Annotated in this window: 17 protein-coding genes; 7 read left to right on the forward strand and 10 right to left on the reverse strand. The window is 48.0% G+C overall.

The window, feature by feature from the left end; genetic code table 11:
- Window positions 1–130: 130 nt before the first annotated feature.
- The 4 genes from MK185_05500 (at window position 131) to MK185_05515 (ending at window position 7185) form a co-directional block, all read left to right on the forward strand.
- On the forward strand, window positions 131–3085 hold the full coding sequence (locus MK185_05500) for a valine--tRNA ligase (GenBank protein ID MCH2040068.1): 2955 nt from the start codon (window positions 131–133) through the stop codon (window positions 3083–3085).
- 212 nt (window positions 3086–3297) lie between these two features.
- Window positions 3298–4710 (forward strand): coniferyl aldehyde dehydrogenase, encoded by a 1413-nt coding sequence (locus MK185_05505; GenBank protein MCH2040069.1) that lies wholly within the window; start codon window positions 3298–3300, stop codon window positions 4708–4710.
- Between the two features lie 582 nt (window positions 4711–5292).
- Complete coding sequence (locus MK185_05510; protein ID MCH2040070.1) at window positions 5293–5655, forward strand: hypothetical protein; 363 nt, start codon at window positions 5293–5295, stop codon at window positions 5653–5655.
- A 12-nt stretch (window positions 5656–5667) separates the two neighbouring features.
- Window positions 5668–7185, forward strand: a complete 1518-nt coding sequence (locus tag MK185_05515; protein ID MCH2040071.1) for a dienelactone hydrolase family protein — start codon at window positions 5668–5670, stop codon at window positions 7183–7185.
- A 316-nt stretch (window positions 7186–7501) separates the two neighbouring features.
- Here the strand turns inward: MK185_05515 and MK185_05520 are convergent, their stop codons facing one another.
- The 3 genes from MK185_05520 to MK185_05530 all read right to left on the reverse strand — a co-directional run bounded on the left by MK185_05520 (window position 7502) and on the right by MK185_05530 (window position 9111).
- Entirely contained in the window at window positions 7502–7741 is a 240-nt protein-coding gene (locus MK185_05520) for a DUF3297 family protein (GenBank protein MCH2040072.1), read from the reverse strand.
- A 174-nt stretch (window positions 7742–7915) separates the two neighbouring features.
- Complete coding sequence (locus MK185_05525) at window positions 7916–8410, reverse strand: hypothetical protein (GenBank protein ID MCH2040073.1); 495 nt, start codon at window positions 8408–8410, stop codon at window positions 7916–7918.
- Window positions 8411–8958: 548 nt separating this feature from the next.
- Complete coding sequence (locus MK185_05530) at window positions 8959–9111, reverse strand: hypothetical protein (GenBank protein MCH2040074.1); 153 nt, start codon at window positions 9109–9111, stop codon at window positions 8959–8961.
- Between the two features lie 209 nt (window positions 9112–9320).
- On the opposite strand from MK185_05530, the gene MK185_05535 reads away from it, so the two are divergent.
- Window positions 9321–9716 (forward strand): MAPEG family protein, encoded by a 396-nt coding sequence (locus tag MK185_05535; protein MCH2040075.1) that lies wholly within the window; start codon window positions 9321–9323, stop codon window positions 9714–9716.
- Between the two features lie 73 nt (window positions 9717–9789).
- Here MK185_05535 and MK185_05540 read toward each other — a convergent pair whose 3' ends face one another.
- Window positions 9790–10410: a hypothetical protein gene (locus MK185_05540; protein ID MCH2040076.1), complete on the reverse strand. Its 621-nt coding sequence runs from the start codon at window positions 10408–10410 to the stop codon at window positions 9790–9792.
- A gap of 165 nt (window positions 10411–10575) precedes the next feature.
- Here MK185_05540 and MK185_05545 point away from each other — a divergent pair, with 165 nt between their 5' ends.
- Complete coding sequence (locus MK185_05545; GenBank protein MCH2040077.1) at window positions 10576–11772, forward strand: PepSY domain-containing protein; 1197 nt, start codon at window positions 10576–10578, stop codon at window positions 11770–11772.
- Window positions 11773–11954: 182 nt separating this feature from the next.
- Here MK185_05545 and MK185_05550 read toward each other — a convergent pair whose 3' ends face one another.
- Complete coding sequence (locus MK185_05550) at window positions 11955–12992, reverse strand: NADP(H)-dependent aldo-keto reductase (GenBank protein MCH2040078.1); 1038 nt, start codon at window positions 12990–12992, stop codon at window positions 11955–11957.
- A 144-nt stretch (window positions 12993–13136) separates the two neighbouring features.
- Entirely contained in the window at window positions 13137–13964 is an 828-nt protein-coding gene (locus MK185_05555) for a thioredoxin domain-containing protein (protein ID MCH2040079.1), read from the reverse strand.
- 60 nt (window positions 13965–14024) lie between these two features.
- On the opposite strand from MK185_05555, the gene MK185_05560 reads away from it, so the two are divergent.
- Complete coding sequence (locus MK185_05560) at window positions 14025–14666, forward strand: DUF6436 domain-containing protein (protein ID MCH2040080.1); 642 nt, start codon at window positions 14025–14027, stop codon at window positions 14664–14666.
- Window positions 14667–14671: 5 nt separating this feature from the next.
- Here the strand turns inward: MK185_05560 and MK185_05565 are convergent, their stop codons facing one another.
- The 4 genes from MK185_05565 to MK185_05580 form a co-directional block, all read right to left on the reverse strand.
- Window positions 14672–16678, reverse strand: coding sequence for a DUF3488 and transglutaminase-like domain-containing protein (locus MK185_05565; protein MCH2040081.1), 2007 nt, complete (start codon window positions 16676–16678; stop codon window positions 14672–14674).
- Window positions 16675–17661: a DUF58 domain-containing protein gene (locus tag MK185_05570; GenBank protein MCH2040082.1), complete on the reverse strand. Its 987-nt coding sequence runs from the start codon at window positions 17659–17661 to the stop codon at window positions 16675–16677. The genes MK185_05565 and MK185_05570 overlap by 4 nt, the downstream gene beginning before the upstream one ends.
- Window positions 17662–17670: 9 nt before the next feature.
- On the reverse strand, window positions 17671–18594 hold the full coding sequence (locus tag MK185_05575) for an AAA family ATPase (protein MCH2040083.1): 924 nt from the start codon (window positions 18592–18594) through the stop codon (window positions 17671–17673).
- A gap of 203 nt (window positions 18595–18797) precedes the next feature.
- Window positions 18798–20012, reverse strand: coding sequence for an O-succinylhomoserine sulfhydrylase (locus tag MK185_05580; GenBank protein MCH2040084.1), 1215 nt, complete (start codon window positions 20010–20012; stop codon window positions 18798–18800).
- Window positions 20013–20029: the final 17 nt, after the last annotated feature.

Below are 20029 nucleotides of genomic sequence, written 5' to 3' on the forward strand. Positions count from 1 at the left end.
CTGATTCCTTGCGCTATTTCCGCTATACTATCGCCCATTTTTCGCGCCCTGGCTGGCAATCGAACCTTTGCAGCCACTAACGCATTCCAAACAAAACGCCGAATATAACGAACGAGTAGCAACGAGCACTATGGATAAGACGTATCAACCTAACGCTTTAGAGCAAAACTGGTACAAGCAGTGGGAAGAGAAAGGTTATTTCAAACCTTATCAGGACCACCTGGAAGGCGAAGGATATTCGATCATGATTCCGCCGCCGAACGTCACCGGCTCGCTGCATATGGGGCACGCATTCCAGCACACCATTCAGGATGCCCTGACCCGCTACAAGCGCATGAATGGCAACAAAACCCTGTGGCAGGTCGGTACTGACCACGCAGGCATTGCCACCCAAATGGTGGTCGAGCGTAAACTGGCAGCAGAAGGCCAGCCTGACCGTCACGCTTTAGGTCGTGATGAATTCACCAAAAAGATCTGGGAATGGAAAGAAGAATCCGGCGGTACCATTACCCGCCAGATGCGTCGCTTGGGTAACTCCGTTGACTGGGAAACTGAACGCTTCACCATGGACGACGGTTTCTACAAAGCGGTTCAGGAAGTCTTCGTTCGTTTGTACAAAGACGGCTTGATCTACCGCGGTAAGCGCCTGGTTAACTGGGACCCGAAATTACACACCGCCATCTCTGACCTGGAAGTCGAAAACAAAGACGTCAAAGGCAAAATGTGGCACCTGAAGTACCCACTGGCCGACGGCTTAACCTACAAAGATGAAGACGGTAACGAACACGCTTATATCGTGGTCGCGACGACTCGCCCGGAGACCATGCTGGGTGATACCGGTGTAGCCGTTAACCCGGAGGACCCACGCTATAAACACCTGATCGGCAAGGAAGTCATCCTGCCATTTGTTGAGCGTCGAATTCCAATTGTTGGTGATGAACACGCCGATATGGAAAAAGGCACCGGCTGCGTAAAAATCACCCCGGCCCACGACTTCAATGACTACGAGGTTGGTCAGCGCTGCGAACTGCCAATGATCAACGTGCTGACTTTTAATGCCGATATTCGCGACGAAGCTCAGACCTTTAACACCGATGGCAGTGTTAACAACGAGCTGTCTGGTTTTATTCCAGAAAAATACCGAGGCATGGAGCGTTTTGCGGCGCGTAAAGCCATCGTTGCCGATTTCGAAGAAGCCGGTCTGCTGGTTGACATCGTAGAAAATGACATGGTGATTCCATACGGCGACCGTGGCGGCGTGGTGATTGAGCCTATGCTGACTGACCAATGGTACGTTGACGCAAAGACCATGGCGAAACCGGCTATCGAAGCGGTCGAAAACGGCGACATCGAATTTGTACCGAAGAACTACGAGAACATGTACTTCTCCTGGATGCGTGACATTCAGGACTGGTGTATTTCCCGTCAGTTGTGGTGGGGTCATCGTATCCCGGCCTGGTACGACGAAGAAGGTAACGTCTACGTCGCCCGTACCGAAGAAGAAGTACGTGAGCAAAACAACCTGGCGGCCGACGTTGAACTGGTTCAGGACAACGACGTACTGGATACCTGGTTCTCCTCTGCCCTATGGACCTTCGGCACCTTAGGCTGGCCAAACCTGGACGACCCTGAAGTACTGAAACGCATGCAGGACTTCCACCCGACTGACGTTCTGGTTACCGGTTTCGACATCATCTTCTTCTGGGTTGCGCGCATGATCATGATGACCATGCACTTCTGCAAAGATGAAGACGGCAAAGCTCAGGTTCCATTTAAGACTGTTTACGTGACTGGCCTGATCCGTGACGAAGTCGGTCAGAAGATGTCGAAATCCAAGGGGAACGTACTCGACCCACTGGATATGATCGACGGTATTTCCCTCGACGACCTGATGCACAAGCGCACCGGTAATATGATGCAGCCGCAGCTGGCTGAAAAAATTGGCAAGCGCACGAAAAAAGAATTCCCGGAAGGCATTACACCGCACGGTACCGACGCCCTGCGTTTTACCCTGGCGGCCATGGCGTCGACCGGTCGTGATATCAACTGGGATATGAAACGCCTGGAAGGTTACCGTAACTTCTGTAACAAGTTATGGAACGCTTCCCGTTATGTGATGCTATCGGTTGCCGGTGAAGAAGCGGTTGATAAAGCGGCTGCTGACGGTACAACCATCACCATCACCGACGAAATGAAAACTAAGTGTGGTGCCAACGGTGAGGACGCCGTACTGTCTCTGGCAGATCGCTGGATTATCTCCCGACTGCAATTTGCCGAGCAGGAAGTGCGCCGTCACTTCGACCAGTACCGTTTCGATATGGCCGCATCTGCGCTGTACGAATTTATCTGGAACGAATACTGCGACTGGTACCTGGAGCTGTCTAAGCCGGTTCTGTGGGACGAAAACGCGCCGATCGAAGCCAAGCGTGGCACTCTGGGCACTCTGGTTCGTGTACTGGAAGCGGTATTACGACTGGCTCACCCAATCATGCCGTTTATCACCGAAGAAATCTGGCAGCAGGTTAAAGAGCTGGCTGGCAAATCCGGTGACAGCATTATGCTGGCGGAATTCCCGCAAGCTCAGGAAGCACTGATCGACACCGACGCCGAAGCCGACGTGAAATGGCTGCAGGATGTAATCACTGCAGTACGTAACGTCCGTGGTGAGAAGAACATCCCACCAAGCAAAGCGCTGGAATTATTGTTCAAAAACGGCGACGACGATGACTTCCGTCGTGCTGAAGAAAACCAGGCCTTCCTGATGAAGCTGGCCAAGCTGGAGAAGCTGACCTGGCTGAACGAAGGTGATGAAGAGCCCATGTCGGTAACTCAGTTAGTTGGCGATATGGAAATTCTGATCCCAATGGCTGGCTTTATCGATAAGGACGCCGAAGTCGCGCGTCTGAATAAATCGATTGAGAAGCTGGGCAAAGATCTGGATCGTGTAACCAATAAGCTGGGCAACCCGGGCTTTACTGACAAAGCACCGGCGGCGGTGATCGAAAAAGAGAAAGAAAAAGCCGCTGGTTTCGAGCGTGACATTGCCAAGCTGAAAGAGCAAATCGAGAAAATTCAGGCGCTGTAAGTCACGCCTGAGCTTTTTATAGCTGAACAAAAACCGCCCCACTCCGTGAGTTGGGCGGTTTTTTTATGACCTGCAAACCTAACAACCAGTCATCATCTTGATGCCCCGATCACTCTCAGTATTTATTGTGAATACTGATGTCGATTTGCCTCAAAAAGCACGGTACACTCACTTGAGTAAATACTCTAATAACGTTAACGAACTGATCTCCTATGACTCCTTCAGAAAGACTTCAGGCAACTTACAAGAAGCAATACGAAGCTTCACGTAAACATGCCTACCCAAGCATTCAGGAACGCAAAGATAACCTGGAAAAACTGGCGCAGCTGCTGGAAAACAATCAAGAGCGAATCTGTGATGCTATCAATAAAGACTTTGGCGGTCGCTCCTCCAACGAAACCAAGCTGTTGGAGCTGACACCACTACTGGGGTCGGTAACCTATGCTAAAAAGCGTCTTAAAAAGTGGTCCAAGCCTCAGCGCCGTCACGTTGGCCTGGCGTTTAAGGGTGCAAGCAACCGGTTGATTCCGCAGCCTAAAGGTGTGGTGGGTGTCGTCACGCCATGGAACTATCCACTGTTTCTGGCATTAAGCCCATGCGTTAGCGCACTGGCCGCCGGCAACCGCTGCATTGTTAAAATGGCCGCCAACTCCCAAAACCTGTGTCGCCTGATCGATGAATTGGTATCAGCGGCATTCGACGACACCACTCTGGCAGTGATTCCTGGCACCTCTGCCCGAGAATTCTCCGCTATGCCATGGGACCACATGGTATTCACCGGCTCTGCAGCCACAGGTAAAGTGGTGATGGAAGCGGCTTCTAAGAACCTGACACCGGTAACGCTGGAACTGGGTGGTAAATCACCCACCATCATCGCACCGGATTTCGATATCCGTACGGCGGCAGAACGTGTGACCTTCACCAAGTTCTTAAACGCGGGTCAGACTTGTGTAGCACCGGATTACCTGTTCGTTCCGGAAGGCAAAGTTGAAGAGTTCGTTAAGCACGCCAAAGACATCGTCGGTGGTCGCTACGACAGCGTCAACAACAACGACTTAACCGCAATTATTGATGAAGCGGCGTTTACCCGGTTAACCGCGACTCTGGCGGACGCAAAAGAAAAAGGCGCTGAAGTGATTAATCTGCTGAACGGTGACGATACCAACACCGAAGGCCAGAAGATTGCACCTCATGTGGTGGTCAATCCGTCTGACGATATGATCATTATGCAAGACGAAATTTTCGGTCCGTTACTACCGATCAAAACCTACAAATCGCTGGATGAGGTGGTGGATTACGTCAACGAACGCGACCGCCCGTTGGCGCTTTATATGTTCAGCAACAATAAAGCCACGCAAAACGATCTGCTGTTCCGCACCCTCTCTGGAGGCGTATGTATCAACGACAGCATGTTCCACGTCGCCCAACACGACATGCCGTTTGGCGGTATTGGAAACAGTGGTATGGGCCACTACCATGGTATCGAAGGGTTTAAAGAATTTTCAAAATTACGGCCGGTATTTAAACAATCCGGCCTGACCTCGAAGATCATCCTGATGCTGACCCCGCCGTATGGCTCGCTGTTTCAGAACGTGACCAACCTGATGCTGAAGCTGCGTCTGTAGATTTTGGCCACACATTGATGCAATAAAAAACCGCCCACCTTGAGAAAGGTGGGCGGTTTTTTAATGCTTCACATTTTGATCGGAACATTTAAACGAGAGCTAAGTCAGTTATTGTCATCTGGTCACCCCTGACAATAAAATTCTTAGTCAATTCAGTACTACAGGCAACACCAGCCCCCACGTTGGCTTGATCATCACCCCTCTTCTAGCGCTAGTGATTGCTATCTGAAAAAATCTACAATATTGCATTATTTTGGCTTGCCAAACAGTAATAAAGTTAATTCGAACCCTGACAGGAAGATAAAGATTAACTATAAGCCGGACTACACATCGACAATTATAACTCACTCAAGCTTCGCTCACGAATACGCTCTAATAGTCAAACCTGTGAGGCATACCCCAAACAGCTTACTAGTGTAAAGAAGCTGCCCTAATCAAGAGCAGTGTAACATCTAAATCTTCAATATTATTTGATGGCCAAATATCAACGCAAGCATTTTAATTCAATACTTCGATTAATATCACTGTAACAACTATCCTTTTCCATAAGGACACCACCATCAAGATAAAAAGGAAAATACTGTGAAAAACATCCTATTTCTAACGCTTGCTCTACTCTTGTCGAATAATTCATTCTCAGGTTACTGCCAAGACCTAAAAATCAAAGAAATTACAATTACTTCCGATTGGATCAAAGTAATCCCAACATCGCCGTATTACAGCCGCTACTGGAGGTTCTACATAAGGAACACCAAAACATCTAATCAAGAGTTAGCTAATGCGATAAAGATGGCATTCAGCATGAATAAAAGTATTAATTTCTGGTACCGCGCATATAACGAAGATGGTGATCTTCTAACCACCTCTCCATCTTGTTCAGTAAGTGAGGTCGCAAAATGGGAAGAAGCCGATATGGTTATCAATGCTATCACTTTAAAACAATAAGTGAGAGCTATAATGAAAACGTATCTCTTATTGATTTTATACCTTTTACCTTCATTCCCGGCTAATTCGGGAGTACAGACAACTTTTTCTTCGGAACACGTCATTAAAAATGGCATATCAGACTTTGTTAGTAGTAATGGAACCTGGCAGGTATCAGCAGAACGAAACAGTGTTTTCATAGACAACAAGACATTTATTGCAGGGCAAACAACAAATATTGAAATTAACCATAAAGATGGCCATAGCGTAATATTCAATGATGATGACACTGTTGACTCTGTTGTTAGCGTTCAGATGGTTACATCCCCAGCTACGAATCGAAACCCAGGTAATAGTTGCGGTAGCAATGCCATTTTTCGGCCAATGCTACTGATAACAATTCATGGATATAGAGGTGATAGTATAGGACTGGGCTTGGGCAACGGTGGACAGGCTTTCCAGCATGACATTGTAGACAAGTTATTGGGGCGAGCAACATCACCTGGCTGTAACCGCTTTAACACCAGCTATATCGAACAGTGGAATGTTGACTGGGACTCGGCAAGACCAATTTCAAGACAACGACAATCTCTTTCTAAAAAAGTTAATCGTTATTTGAGGTCCCAGCCTTATAAATGGGACATAGCTGTAATCGGCTTCAGTCGTGGTGCTATATTCACTCATGAATTGGCCGCTCTTCTAGAAAGTGACTTTTATCATAATTTATACACTGTATTACTCGATCCAACGGCTGCTCTAACATACGAAGATCGATACCCTTCTAGAAAAAATCCAGAATCAAATCATCACGCTTCATTATATTATGATGGCGACCCGTTTATTGACGGTTTAGGCGCAAGTCTCAATACCATTAGCGATCAGCTGATAACAGGATATGACGTCCAATTGAAGGTTTATGAAAATGCTACACACGGTCAGTTTCCGGACAAATGGGTGGCACAGTCTGGTCAAAACAGCCTCAATTCTTACTTGAATTTCCTGAATAATAATGCCGGGCCAAGAAGCCTAAATTTAAATGCCATCAATACTTCATGCTCTGAGGGTGTACTAATATCAAATTTTTGCTCTAAAAATGTTCGCATTAGATCTGGTAATAATGCTGGCATAGATGGAGATATTAAATTTGAAAACGGGAACCTTGTAGTATCTGGAAGATTATGGGTTGGGCCTATCTCTACAAACAACTTATATATGATCGGTAGAGATGGCATGGAGGTAACCACCAATCTGGTAATAGCAGCATCTTCTCTTGTTGTAAATTCGGAAAAAGCATATTACCGAGGCAACTCTCTGATTCACTCTACCTATGTAGGAATATCCCATAAACATGGAGCCTTATTAGATAGTCGTATCTTAGGGAGTGGACACAAACTATCTATCAATAGTGAAAGAATTGAAGTAGATATTTACATAGCAGGTAAAAGAATCGATCTCGGCAGTATTGACACCAGAGACGCCGTGGAGTCTTTGCTAACTGGAGGGGCAAGTACACTCTCAAAACCATTGAGAAAAATTAGCAAACTATTCTAGTAATTAACCCCAACTAAAACCTGTCGACAGAATAGTGACAGGTTTTGTTGAACTGGAAACTGCTAAACTTCACCTTTTGCTAAGCATGGACTATATGGTATATATCAGCCTATCGAGCCAGGGTAATGAAAAATCGATGCTTGCCATTGAGGAGTGCAACAAACAATACAGCCCCCACAATGGCAAATAACAGCTCAGCCAGTGCTGAACAGACAACTCAAAGTATAGAAACGCTGGTTATTGGGAACCGGTAGCTTCCTGCGTGTCTGCCTGAGTTGGCAAATTTGAGCCTGTAACAGGCTCTAGCAGCTGACTGTTACTTGTAGAAGGCTTCTACTTCGCCTTTCAGCTTCACCAGCATAGGGTTGCCGAAACGGTCTTTAGCCACTGGCGAGGATACTTTCACCCAGCCTTCGCTGATGCAGTATTCTTCAACGTTGTTACGCTCTTTGCCGTTAAGAAGAATACCGACTTCGTGCTCGAAGTACTCTTCCGCATAGAACTTGCTTTTAGGATTAACAGACAGGTGGTCTGGCAGTGCTGGCTTGTCGCTCATTATTACAACCTGAGTTTAAGGTAATGGGATAGTGTAAAAACGAGCGATATTGTAGGAGTTCAAATCAAGTCGAACAAGTTACTTTCTATTAATCTTGCGAACTGATCCAAAACTTCACGACTGAAACCTCTCTACATATCTCAATGCCCCGGCTTGTTGAATTAGCTAGAAAAATTACTCAGACATTACATTTCTATATGCTGCAATTGCTCTTGATGAGGTACTGCTTGCGGTTTGGACAGCGAAAAACAAGTCACCATTCAAAAAACTTTCTCTCACCTTGGGGTTTGGGTGTGATGCGATAATATCTTGCTTCTCCTTTACGAACCACTCAGGGGTTTCTTGATTATTCATCACAATCTCATGCTTATTTAATGCAACATACCCTGCATTGCCCTCAAGAGCCCTTAGCCCGCTATTCATAGCCTCTAGAACCCCATCAAAAACTTCACTTGTTATTGTTAGGCCTTTGTCCTGCCAATCATTAAGTACCTCTTCCCCCAGGAATGCCCTACCTAATTGCTCGAGGTCTGTACTTATCTGGACAGATGTAGACGCACTAGTTGCCGCTATTCCCTCCTCCTCGTTCAACTTGGCTTGCGGTACACTATTCGTAAGTTCATTAACTCTCTTTGAAGCCAGTAAATTAATTGAGCTGTTGATTTGCATTATGAACCTCCTTTTTCATTTGACTCAGCAAGAAGAATACCAGGAGATAAATTGCTGATTATGTGACGTACTTACTTGATTCAATGGGAAAGATATTGCCTCCTAGCGGCAATGTGTCTCCTCCTGAAACCTTGTCAAGTGCAATTTCGAATTGCAGAATTTATCAAACCGATCACTTGTCCCTTTATAGGAGTTTGATTTAATAACAATTCGCTTCCAGTGCCTCCAAGTTACCCCTGCAATTGCGCATCCAGATTCTTGGACTTAGAAACACAAGAATTAAACTTCGAACAGCCTGGCTTTCTATCCTGACTGGTTTTTCTATACGTACATTCGCAAGCGATAAGAATCTAGATGGCATTAATTGTATTACCAATATTCTGAGTTATTGCCTTCATCATTTGGCCATCTCCTTCAGCAAAGGAGTGCTCGAGAGCATCATTTATATACTCAAAAATCTTTGATTCTCCATCAGCGTGTGTATTCCCAGTCTGTCGTTTCTATTGATTACTGTTTAGTTATGACCTATTTATAAAGCCAGCTAACACCTAATCCGGGTCTGTGATGGCGATCTGCTGATTTTGTTGCAGGTAGTTTTCTGCAGGAGTGAAATTTCCTTTCTTAGCCTGCTCTAACAAACCCAGATAAGTATCCTTTTCCATGCCATAACTCAGCGAGCAGGTCACAGTCAGAATGGTCATTATTAATTGCTTCAAAACAATCCCTTAAAATTAACCAGATACATCCCAGCGTAATACTAACAAATAGATTTTTAAATTGAATATGGAGGGTCAGCTCAATCCGAACAGTATGTGTCCATATTTACCACCCTTCTGTCTTGATTCCCCCTTAAGTCGCGAGAGACTTATAGGCATACTGCCCGAGCACTTATACCTAAACTGGAGCAAACATGATGACCATCCCAGTACTGACCGTACTATTCGCCATACTGTCGATCATTATTACCAAGATGCCGGTAGCCTACGCCATGAATCAGCAGAAAGGTGGCTACAACAACCGTTACCCACGAGATCAGCAAGCCCAGCTGGCAGGTTTTGGCAAACGTGCCCTATCTGCTCACATGAACAGCCTGGAAGCACTACCAGTCTTTATCGCAGGGCTATTCTGCGCGCTGTTTTTCCAGGCAGACGAAACGCTGATTAATGTCTGCTGTCTGCTGTTTGTGTTAAGCCGGGTGTTGTACACGGTATTCTACTGGGTGGATATTCATGCGATGCGCAGCCTGAGCTGGAGCGTAGCGTTCATCAGCAGCTGTGTGTTGGTGTTAGCACCGCTATTGAAGTGATCGACGATTATCAGTCAGACATAAAAAGGCCGCTCAACTTTGAAATTGAGCGGCTTTTTTCAAATCAGATAGATCAGAACATAAATCGAACAATTAGCATTGAATAATTTCTAATATTCGCTCTTTTTGAATCGTCCGTGGTTGGCTCAGAGGGACTCGCATTCGGCCTGGTGTTGGAACCACGGTATTTTTTTATCTCTCTGACATTGGAATATTCCAGTCCAACCTCCCCCGAAACAGACAACTGTTGAGAGATCGGATATTCAGCGCCCAGAATAAAATTAACCCCATACCCTCGTGTGCTGGTAGAAGATTTCGAACTGTAAATACCATTACCATCATAGCTTTCTGAGCGACTAACCGAATCGTCCTCACCATAATAAAGGCGTGCTCCACCACCCCAATATGGCACTATCTCCCCAGCAATGCCATGTAAGAGCCTGTGATAAGCAACGGCTACACTAAGATCTGTGTCTCTGTCTTTGCTGTTATCAGGCTTCTCCCTTTCTGAAGTCTTTCTATCAAAATCTATAATAGTAAAAGAAGCTTCAATCCTGTTAGATTCGCCTAAACGAATAGGAACAGCGATGGATCGAGAGTTCTGACTGCCGGTGCCAACAGCAAGTCCGTACTGTGTTTCAGCACAAGCATAAAAGCTCGCGAACAATAGAAAGGCAGCTATAGGGTTTTTCACTTAAACTTCCTGTAATAATGAGGCGCGCATCGTATCATCAATTATATTAATATCAACAGACTCAAGACTCTGCGACATTCGACCCCATTCTGGATAACACCAAAACACGTTAGAATCGCGCCAGCTCCGCAACCTGCGACTTCATAACTCAGGCCTGATCGCATCATGTTCACCCAAGTCAGACACAAACAGTGGTTTATCCTGCTGCACCGCTACCTCGGTTTAACGGCCGCACTGTTCCTGATTGTTACTGGCATAACCGGGGCAGCCCTGGCCTATCACGATGAAATTGATGAATGGCTAAACCCGCAGTTGTTTTATACCGCCGAACAAGGTGATCAGTTTCTTGAGCCGAGTGAATTATTCCTGACCGCACGACACCACGTCGCCACATTTGATGGGGAGTTCAGCACCATGCCACTGAATTTCCGCGATGGTCGGTCGTTACTGATCTGGGTGCGTCATGACGGTGGCTTCAGTCAGTTATTTATTAATCCCTACACCGCAGACATCATCGGCCTGCGCGATCCATCCGATCTGAGCCAGAGCTGGCGAAACCTGATGGGTTTTATTTATAAGCTGCATTACACCTTATGGATTCCGAATAACTGGGGGTATTGGCTACTGGGCATAGTCGCCCTGCTATGGACGCTGGATTGTTTTATATCGCTGGCAACGACCTTACCGGTCGTCAAGATTTTTCGCTTACGGTTATTTTTAAGCCGCTGGCGCCAGAGTTTCAAAATGCGCTGGCGCAGTCGTGGTTACTCGTTTCATTTTTTATTGCATCGCTGCGCCGGTTTATGGCTTTGGGGCTTATTGCTGATTTTTGCCTGGTCGTCAGTCGCGTTAAATCTGCGTGATGTGTATAAACCGGTGACCTATACCGTACTCGGCGAGCCACCCGCAACACCCTCTGCTGGCCATCAACTTCCGGAAATGAAGATGTATAAAGCGCTGATATTCGCCCGCCAGCGTGCCCGCAACCTCAGCGAAAAATACGATCTTCAGTTAGGCATAGAAGGCTCTATACGCTACAGCGAATTCGCCAACAGTTATGTCTATCGGTTTAATTCATCCCGAGACCTAGACCCACAATTGACCCGCAGCCGGATATACATAGATGCCAGCAGCGGTCAGCTATTGGGCGAATACTGGCCCAGTGAACAGCATGCAGCGACCACCGTCACTCAGTGGCTATATGGTCTGCATATGGCAGAAGTGTTCAGCTGGCCTTATCAGTTATTGGTTTTTTTATTGGGGTTGATGATTGGTTATTTAAGCTACAGTGGCATCGTTATCTGGTTAAGGAAACGCCATAAAAATAAAAACAGGGAATTTTCGCCGAATCATTACTATTGAGGCTGACGCGGGCAGTTAACATTTGTTTGATCCAATCTGCACTAACTCCGCGCTGGGCGTTGCTGTGCGAAAGAATTATATTTGAAAAAACGATCCTCCGATCAGGATCGTTTTGTGTGCATTAAAGATAGAATTAACCGACAATTCTCGATGTTTAAATGCGTGTAATATGCACCTGCATATTAGGGACAAGGATTGGAGATTCGGGCATGAATAGCATCAATCTTTGCCACAGCGTCATCATCAAGGATTATCTGAGCACTATCGATATTTTCCTTCAACTGAAGCATATTGGTCGCGCCAATAATGTTTGAGGTAACAAAGCTGCGCTCGGTAACGAATGCCTGTGCCATCACCGCGGCCGACATCCCCAAATCCTGTGCTAACTCAACGTATTCACGAGTCGCCTGCTGGGCTACCTCGCTCGTATAACGGGTGAAACGATCAAACAGTGTTAAGCGGGCATTTTGTGGCTGCTGATCATTCAGGTATTTACCGGTAAGCACACCAAATGCAAGAGGTGAGTACGCTAACAGGCCCATCTTTTCGCGCTGCGATACTTCCGCAAGACCCACTTCATAACTGCGATTCAGCAGATTATAAGGATTCTGAACAGAAACCGGGCGTGGCCATCCGTTTGCATCCGCAATGTTTGCTGCCTTCATGGCTCCCCAGGCCGTTTCGTTGGATAGACCGTAATGACGAATTTTTCCCAGCTGAACAAGTTCATTCAATGCCGCCAGTGTTTCTTCCAGTGGCGTCGTTTCATCTTCTTCCTGATGCTGATAACCCAACTGACCAAAAAAGTTGGTCTTTCGCGCCGGCCAATGCAGCTGATAGAGATCAATATAGTCGGTTTGCAAACGGTCAAGACTGGCATCCACAGCCTGAAAAATATGGTCCCGTGTTAGTTGCGGGCCACCACGAATATGCCCTAACCAGTCGGCTGGCCCGGCCACTTTTGTTGCCAGAATGACGTTATTGCGATTGCCGGTCTTTTTAAACCAACTGCCAATATAGCGTTCTGTGGAGCCCTGAGTCTCAGGACGAGGCGGTACCGGATACATCTCTGCTACGTCAAAGAAATTAATACCTTGTGACAGAGCGAAGTCCATTTGCTCGTGTGCCTGAGCTTCGGTGTTTTGCTCACCCCAGGTCATAGTTCCGAGACAAATTTTGCTCACCTGTAGCTCGGTATTTCCTAATGGGCGCGTTTGCATAATCGTTCACCAATGGTAACAAAATCGTGGTAGGCATTATTCACAGAAGCAGCAGCGCTGTTAATACGGATACAGGGATCTTTGTGTTGCTTCAGTGCAACAGCCTTTTCGCCGCAGGTGTTGGCGGCTGAAGAGCTTTACTCGTCAGTCTTGACTGTGCAACCAGCTGAAAAATCGACGGCGCAATTGTTGGGCTGCTGCGCGATCAGCAATGGTATCAATTAACTGTAAGAACTGCCGCTTTACCGCCTCAGGTGCAGAAGTCTGTTGTTGCTCCAGCTGATGCAATAATGTTTCAGCAGCCAGATGGTAGTTTTCATCCAGCAACAGCGCAGAAACTTCCGAATCTACCCCCTCTGCATAACTGCCAGCCATGTAGCCAAAACGCTGTTGCGCCTGTTGAATTTGCGGGCCGCGCAACCATTCGAAATGCTCTACCTGCAATAACGCAGCAATGGGTGCCAGTGCTTCTTTGGGCTGCGGGAATTCAGCTTTCAGTTGATCCAATAGCGCATGAATCAACAGGCCGCGCGCGCGCGAGTTCTCTGGCTTGGCATGCACAGTGCGTTTCAGAAACGCAAGATCATCGGATGACAGATAAGAACCGGTGAGGCGTTTTTGCTCCAGCGACTGCAGTCGGGTGTCGATGTCATCATCAAGCCAGGGTTGCAGCAGTGCCATAATCTGAGACTCACCACACACCCCCTGCAACCGGCCAACCACCTCGCCCTCTTGCAACAAGATGAGCGTTGGCAAACTGCGGATCTGATACTCCTCCGCCAGCGTGGTGTGATCCTCAGCATTCACCTTAGCGATATACACCTGTGGTTGACGTTGCTGTACCGACTGCAACAACGGCAACATCGCCAAGCAGGGTGCGCAGGAAGGCGCCCAGAAATCTAACAGCACAAGCTGATGCTGCTGCAATGTGCCGTTAAGACAATCGGCGCTAAGTTCTGGAAGATGATCCAAAGCAGTGATTCCGCGGGGTTAGATTAGCTCCTGAGCGAGGGTTGGGAGTATACTGCGACCATGAATACGACATCCAACGCTTCGCGCAAAAACTTTTTGATCGGTAGTTTGATCACAGTCTGGCTGGCAGCCACGCTGCTGGGTCTTTGGTGGTTTCAACAACAAACCATTCGTCCGTTTATTGCTGCCAGCGACGATACCCGCTTGTGGCAAGCGGCCCATGTTGAGTCATTGTTCCAATCGGCTATCCGTAAGCTGCCTGACGATACTGAAGCAGACGTTGTGCTGTTCCATTTCTGGAACCCCGATTGCTTGTGCAACCAGGTCAGCCAACGGCACTTCAACGGCATTCTGAGAGAGTTTAATCAGCAACAGCTGAGAGTAGTGGCGATTACCTCTAGCACGACCAGTCGGAAACACATCGACGACTTCAAACGTCTGAATGGTGAACGGATTGATTTGATTCAATTAAGTCCTGACCAACTGCCACTATCAGCCAGTCCAGGCCTGGCGCTGTTCAACCGCATCGATGGTGAGTATCACATGGGGTATTTTGGCGCTTATGGTTTTGGTGCCTTGTGTACCGTCGCCAACGACGATTTTTTCCCCGGTATTATTCGCAATCTGAAAAAAGGCCGTTACGGACCCTTTATGAATGTTGCTGGCGATGGCTGTTTCTGTGCCTGGAATTCGTCACCATAATTCGGCTAATGCGATTTTCTTAAGGTTCGGCGCAGCCGTCCGGTCATTTTTATCAACTCACGTTCGGCTTGTTTATTGCGTGCTTCTGCAATGTAAAAATAGTGAACCAGTTTTTTATTCAACTCTCTGGCCAACAAAATGGTTGCCGGAAAAGTCTGTTCAACACGCTGTAAATACTGCCCTGGCGTTTCACCAACGTGAGCCTCCAAACCCAAACGTTGTGCCCGCTTCTGCAGCTTCTGCCATGCCTTCATAAAACCTGAACTGGATTTTGGCCGTTGCCCCCACCAGATAATGAGTGCGCCACCGAGAAAAACCACAGCAAAAAGAGCCGCGATACCATACAAAAGTTTTTCATACGATTTAATCCCCAACACGCTGCTCAATAATTGGCTCTGACGCTGATTGTCGTAGGATAAAACCCAACGTTGCCAATAATAATTCAGACTATCAATCTGTAATCGCAGCTGATTAATCCAGTTAATACCCTTCAGTTTATGGGCTGAAAATAACTGTTCGTCGAGGAAACTGCCCTCTTCTTGCATAGCGGCTTCAAGGCCCAGTTCAATCCGTTCAGGCGAGACTGCAGCAGTTGGATCAATACGCAGCCAGCCGCGGTCTTTAATCCAGACTTCGATCCAGGCGTGGGCGTCATACTGCCGCACTGAAAGGTATTTTTCATCGCCATGCCATTCTCCCCCCTGATATCCGGCAACAACGCGAGCAGGAATGCCAACAGCACGGGCAGCAAACGTCATGGCTCCGGAGTAATGCGCACAAAACCCGCGACGACTGTCGAATAAAAACTCGTCAATATCGTGCTCACCCAACACCGGCGGCTTGAGGGTGTAAAAAAATGGCTGCTGGCGGAAATGATTCCACAAGCCATTCATGTATTCCGCGTCACTGGTAAATTGCTGGCGAAATTGCCTCGCCCACGCCACAGTTCTGGGGTTTCGTTCAGCAGGTAAGCGGGTGTAATTGCTCAGGCTACGCTGGCTCAATCCGCGATGATCAACCCGTACACTGGGCCAGGACACAACACTGTAGCGCTTTCGTTGATAAACCGGACGGCGGTTTACCAACCGATCATCCGAGGTCATGCCGGTTCCTTTTTCAACCGCGGCCACACCACGCAGAGCAAACAACCATTTCTGATCCGTAGGTTCCTGAATGATTTCGTATTCCAGCACACCTTGGGCACCAGCAGGTGGCTGCCAGCTCTCAGGTGCCCATTCGGTTGAAACGCGGGCCGAGGGCTTCCAGCTACGACCATCGTAATGATCCAGAATCACACCCCGAAAATAACGCTCCTCTCTCGCTGGAACCTCATCATCCTTAAAGGACACGCGAAACGCCAATTCATCCGACTGGCTTAGGTTAGCGATGTCGCCAGGGGACATGGAATCCGATAATCCGGTTCGCGCCTGATCGGATTGCAAGCCGACACTCCACAATGGTCCGAGACGGGGAAAAACCAGATAGATGATCAACATAAAAGGCAGCGACACCAACAATATCCGCAAAGATAACGTTGATGCGGTTTTGCGCTGAGTGATGCTACCGCCGTGATTTTGCTGTAACGCAATCAAAGCCGTGGTAATCAACCAAACGACAACGATCCCTGTGACGGCCGCCATGATGCCCTGGTCAAACAGGAAACCGACAGCCAGCAAAAAATAACAGAGAAAAATAACGATCTGACCGTCACGCCGGTTACGCATTTCCAGAACTTTCAGAATGGCCGCTGCAACCAGAAAGGCCGACGCGCTCTCCAAGGAAAACGATTGACCAAACGACAATACCACCGCACTCGTGGCAGCAATGACCGCTAGGGTTTTGACCGTTTTATTGGGGTAAGGAAAACGTCCAAGGTGTACCATCCAGCGCCACCCCGCAACAAATACCACCACGGTCCACATCCACAACGGCAGATGTAGCGCATGCAAACCAAGGCTGGCTGCAACCGCCAGTAAAATCCAGACCAGAGCGACACGCGGAATGTGTTTCATGATGTCCTCTCGTCTGCAGCCAAACCATAAACAGCCAGCTGCTGCAGGCAATAATCCCGATGGACTTCACTGTTATCAGGTTTTATTTCACTGTCCGGCAAACGCAGACCGTACTTCCAGCCATTCTGATGCGCCTGTAATACCCAGCCGGTTAACCGCGAAATACGGCTTTCCAAATTGGCCGGGGCCAACATTTCCCAGTCAAGCCAACACATCGCCCCTTCATCGCTATCAAATTCTTTGGTGACAAGCCCTTTACCGCGCGCCAGTTGTTTCCAGGCAATTTGTTTCAGCGAGTCACCCGCTTGATATGGCCGTAAGCCGTTGAAATCCTGATTACCGCTTTGCTGTGATGTCGCGCCCTGTAATTCTTCACCTCCCTCTCCCGGTGCAAAAATAAAAGGGACAAAATCAGGTTTTGGATACACCAGCACATTAAAATCCAGTCCGACCCAGGTCCAGGCGGTGTACATACCGACCGGGAAACGGGTTTCCATCCGCAGTCGTCCAGGGTTTAACCAACCGCGCTGATGCGTACGAAAACTGAGACCAACCACCGTGGTCTCAGCAACGACAACATCGGCCTCAAGCTCCGGGTTATCCGGAAAGCCAACCATCAGTGCTTCATGAGATTTTTTCTTGGCCGCGATAATACGAACCGGTAATTCAATGACATCGCCGCTGAATACCGGATAGGCGTGTCCTGCGGCAATGGTCAGTCCGGATAAATTACCGTAAGTAAAATTCATCGCGGCCATGGCAACACAGAACAACCAGAATGTGAGTGCGTAGATCAGGCTGTTCTGGTAATTGATTGCGCTGACCAACATAACCAGCAAGATACCGGAAAATAACAGACCAACCCGGTTTGGGACGATAAAGATGGATCGATGATTCAGCTCCACCTGGCGGGCAGGCGGTATACGACGATCCAGCCAGCTCAGCCAGCGTTGGCGCCAGGCAGCAGGAATAGATAACGTCATCATGCGAACCTATACCAGCACCGGTACCGTATTTAGTATTTGTTGTGAAACGCTGTGTGCGCCACCATCAGCCGCATCCGCCAGCCGGTGATCCACCACAGCCGGTAATACGGCCTGGATATCTTCCGGCACCATGTGGCCGCGGCCATGAATTAATGCCCAAGCCTTGGCACTGCGCAATAGCGCCAGCGATCCACGTGGCGATAAACCATACTGATAGCCACCTTCGTAGCGGGTGAAAGCAATGATGCGCTGAACATAATCCAGAACAGAAGATGAGGTCTGAACCTGGTTTACCTGCTGCTGCAACTGCGACAGCTGCTCGTGAGAAATCACCCCAACCAGGTTATTTGCCATAGCACGACGATCTTTGCCTTCCAGCAGTTCTCGTTCAGCTTTTTCGTGCGGATAACCCAGCTGAATACGCATCAGAAAGCGATCAAGCTGGGATTCGGGTAATGGGAAAGTTCCGGACTGAGAAACCGGATTTTGTGTAGCAATGACAAAAAAAGGATCTGGTAATGCGCGGGTTTCCCCTTCTACGGTTACCTGACCCTCTTCCATCGCTTCCAACAGCGCACTTTGTGCTTTGGGCGTTGCCCGGTTAATTTCATCAGCCAGCAGTAACTGAGAGAAAACAGGACCGGGATGAAACCGGAAACGTCCCAGTTCCGTGCCCGGCTCTTTTTCAAAAATGCTGACACCGAGGATATCGGCAGGCAATAAATCACTGGTAAATTGAATGCGGTTGTACTGCAGACTTAACGCACTGGCCAGCGCGTGAGATAACGTTGTTTTGCCCATCCCCGGCAAGTCTTCAATCAGTAAATGTCCTTTCGCCAATAAACAGGCCAACGCCATTTTCAACTGAGTCTCTTTACCCAATACCACCTGATTCAGCTGGCTCAATGCCTGATCAATTACCTGGGACATGCGTTTACCTTGGTTATAATTACGGTACCCAGGAAACAACAAATCGCCCAGGAACAAACTCCGACAAGAATATGGGACTCAGGTTCACTTGGAAAGGCTTGTCACGCCAAATTCGTAACCACCCCGTGACCTTTGCTAAGAAAATAAAAACCCCATAAACGCGACGTTTACAGGGCTGATTTACTGCGATAAAAACCTGCGGGTTACAGGCTCTGTAACCCCAGCTCAAGATCTCTCTGAATATCTGCAATATTCTCCAGACCGACTGCAATGCGCAACAGCCCCTGAGAAATACCGGCGCGATCGCGCTCTTCATCGCTCAAACGACCATGGGTGGTCGTCGCCGGGTGAGTAATGGTTGTCTTGGCATCCCCCAGATTCGCAGTGATCGAAATCATACGAGTGGCATCCACTACCTTCCAGGCCGCATCACGTCCACCCGCCACTTCGAACGACAGCACGCCGCCAGACAATGATTGTTGCTTCTGTGCCAGAGCAAACTGCGGATGAGAGCGTAAACCACAGTAGTTCACTTTGGTGACAGCGGGTTGTTGTTCTAACCATTGTGCCAGTGCCAACGCATTTTCTGTGTGCGCTTTCATGCGTAGCGATAAGGTCTCAAGGCCTTTGGTAAAAACCCAGGCATTAAACGGACTCATGGTCGGCCCAGCTGACCGTAGCACACCAATAATCGGCTCGATTAATTCGTCGCTACCAACAACAGCGCCTCCGACACAGCGTCCCTGACCGTCAATGTATTTCGTTGCAGAATGCACCACCAAATCCGCTCCCAGGCTCAGTGGGCGCTGAATAGCAGGAGTGCAAAAGCAATTATCAACCACCAGCCGCACGTCATTCTGATGAGCAAGTTCTGCTAATGCAGGAATATCGGCAACTTCAGTAATCGGATTGGAGGGTGACTCAAGGAAAAACAGCCTGGTGTTTTCCTGCAGATTATTTTTCCAGTCGTTGATATCCAGCAGGTCGACATAACTGACCTGAATATCAAATTTCTTCAGAAACTTTTCAAACAGTACATTGGTACTGCCAAACACACTGCGGGAAGAGATTAAATGATCACCGGCTTTTAAATGAGCCATACAAACAGCGTATACGGCAGCCATACCTGATGCCGTTGCAGCACAGGCTTCACCACCTTCAAGCGCAGCTAAACGCTGCTCAAACGTGCGTACCGTAGGGTTCGTATATCGAGAATACACATTGCCTTGCGCATCGCCGGAGAAACGTGCTGCCGCTTCTGCGGCTGAATTAAATACATAGCTGCTGGTCGGGAAAATAGCTTCACTGTGCTCACATTCAGGCGTGCGTACCTGTCCAGCACGCACCGCCAGTGTTTCAAACTCAGCATCAGTGAGATCCGATTGGTAGCGATCATTAAATTCTGAAAAGTCGGTCACTGTTTACTCTATCCACT

This window comes from Saccharospirillaceae bacterium (assembly GCA_022448365.1).
Taxonomy (GTDB): Bacteria; Pseudomonadota; Gammaproteobacteria; order Pseudomonadales; family Oceanobacteraceae; genus Bacterioplanoides.

Excerpts from the sequence above, each read along its gene's own strand:
- MK185_05500 (MCH2040068.1), top strand. The coding sequence starts at position 131 with ATGGATAAGACGTATCAACCTAACGCTTTAGAGCAAAACTGGTACAAG.
- MK185_05505 (MCH2040069.1), top strand. The coding sequence starts at position 3,298 with ATGACTCCTTCAGAAAGACTTCAGGCAACTTACAAGAAGCAATACGAA.
- MK185_05515 (MCH2040071.1), top strand. The coding sequence starts at position 5,668 with ATGAAAACGTATCTCTTATTGATTTTATACCTTTTACCTTCATTCCCG.
- MK185_05520 (MCH2040072.1), bottom strand. The coding sequence starts at position 7,741 with ATGAGCGACAAGCCAGCACTGCCAGACCACCTGTCTGTTAATCCTAAA.
- MK185_05525 (MCH2040073.1), bottom strand. The coding sequence starts at position 8,410 with ATGCAAATCAACAGCTCAATTAATTTACTGGCTTCAAAGAGAGTTAAT.
- MK185_05530 (MCH2040074.1), bottom strand. The coding sequence starts at position 9,111 with ATGACCATTCTGACTGTGACCTGCTCGCTGAGTTATGGCATGGAAAAG.
- MK185_05535 (MCH2040075.1), top strand. The coding sequence starts at position 9,321 with ATGATGACCATCCCAGTACTGACCGTACTATTCGCCATACTGTCGATC.
- MK185_05545 (MCH2040077.1), top strand. The coding sequence starts at position 10,576 with ATGTTCACCCAAGTCAGACACAAACAGTGGTTTATCCTGCTGCACCGC.
- MK185_05550 (MCH2040078.1), bottom strand. The coding sequence starts at position 12,992 with ATGCAAACGCGCCCATTAGGAAATACCGAGCTACAGGTGAGCAAAATT.
- MK185_05560 (MCH2040080.1), top strand. The coding sequence starts at position 14,025 with ATGAATACGACATCCAACGCTTCGCGCAAAAACTTTTTGATCGGTAGT.
- MK185_05565 (MCH2040081.1), bottom strand. The coding sequence starts at position 16,678 with ATGAAACACATTCCGCGTGTCGCTCTGGTCTGGATTTTACTGGCGGTT.
- MK185_05570 (MCH2040082.1), bottom strand. The coding sequence starts at position 17,661 with ATGACGTTATCTATTCCTGCTGCCTGGCGCCAACGCTGGCTGAGCTGG.
- MK185_05575 (MCH2040083.1), bottom strand. The coding sequence starts at position 18,594 with ATGTCCCAGGTAATTGATCAGGCATTGAGCCAGCTGAATCAGGTGGTA.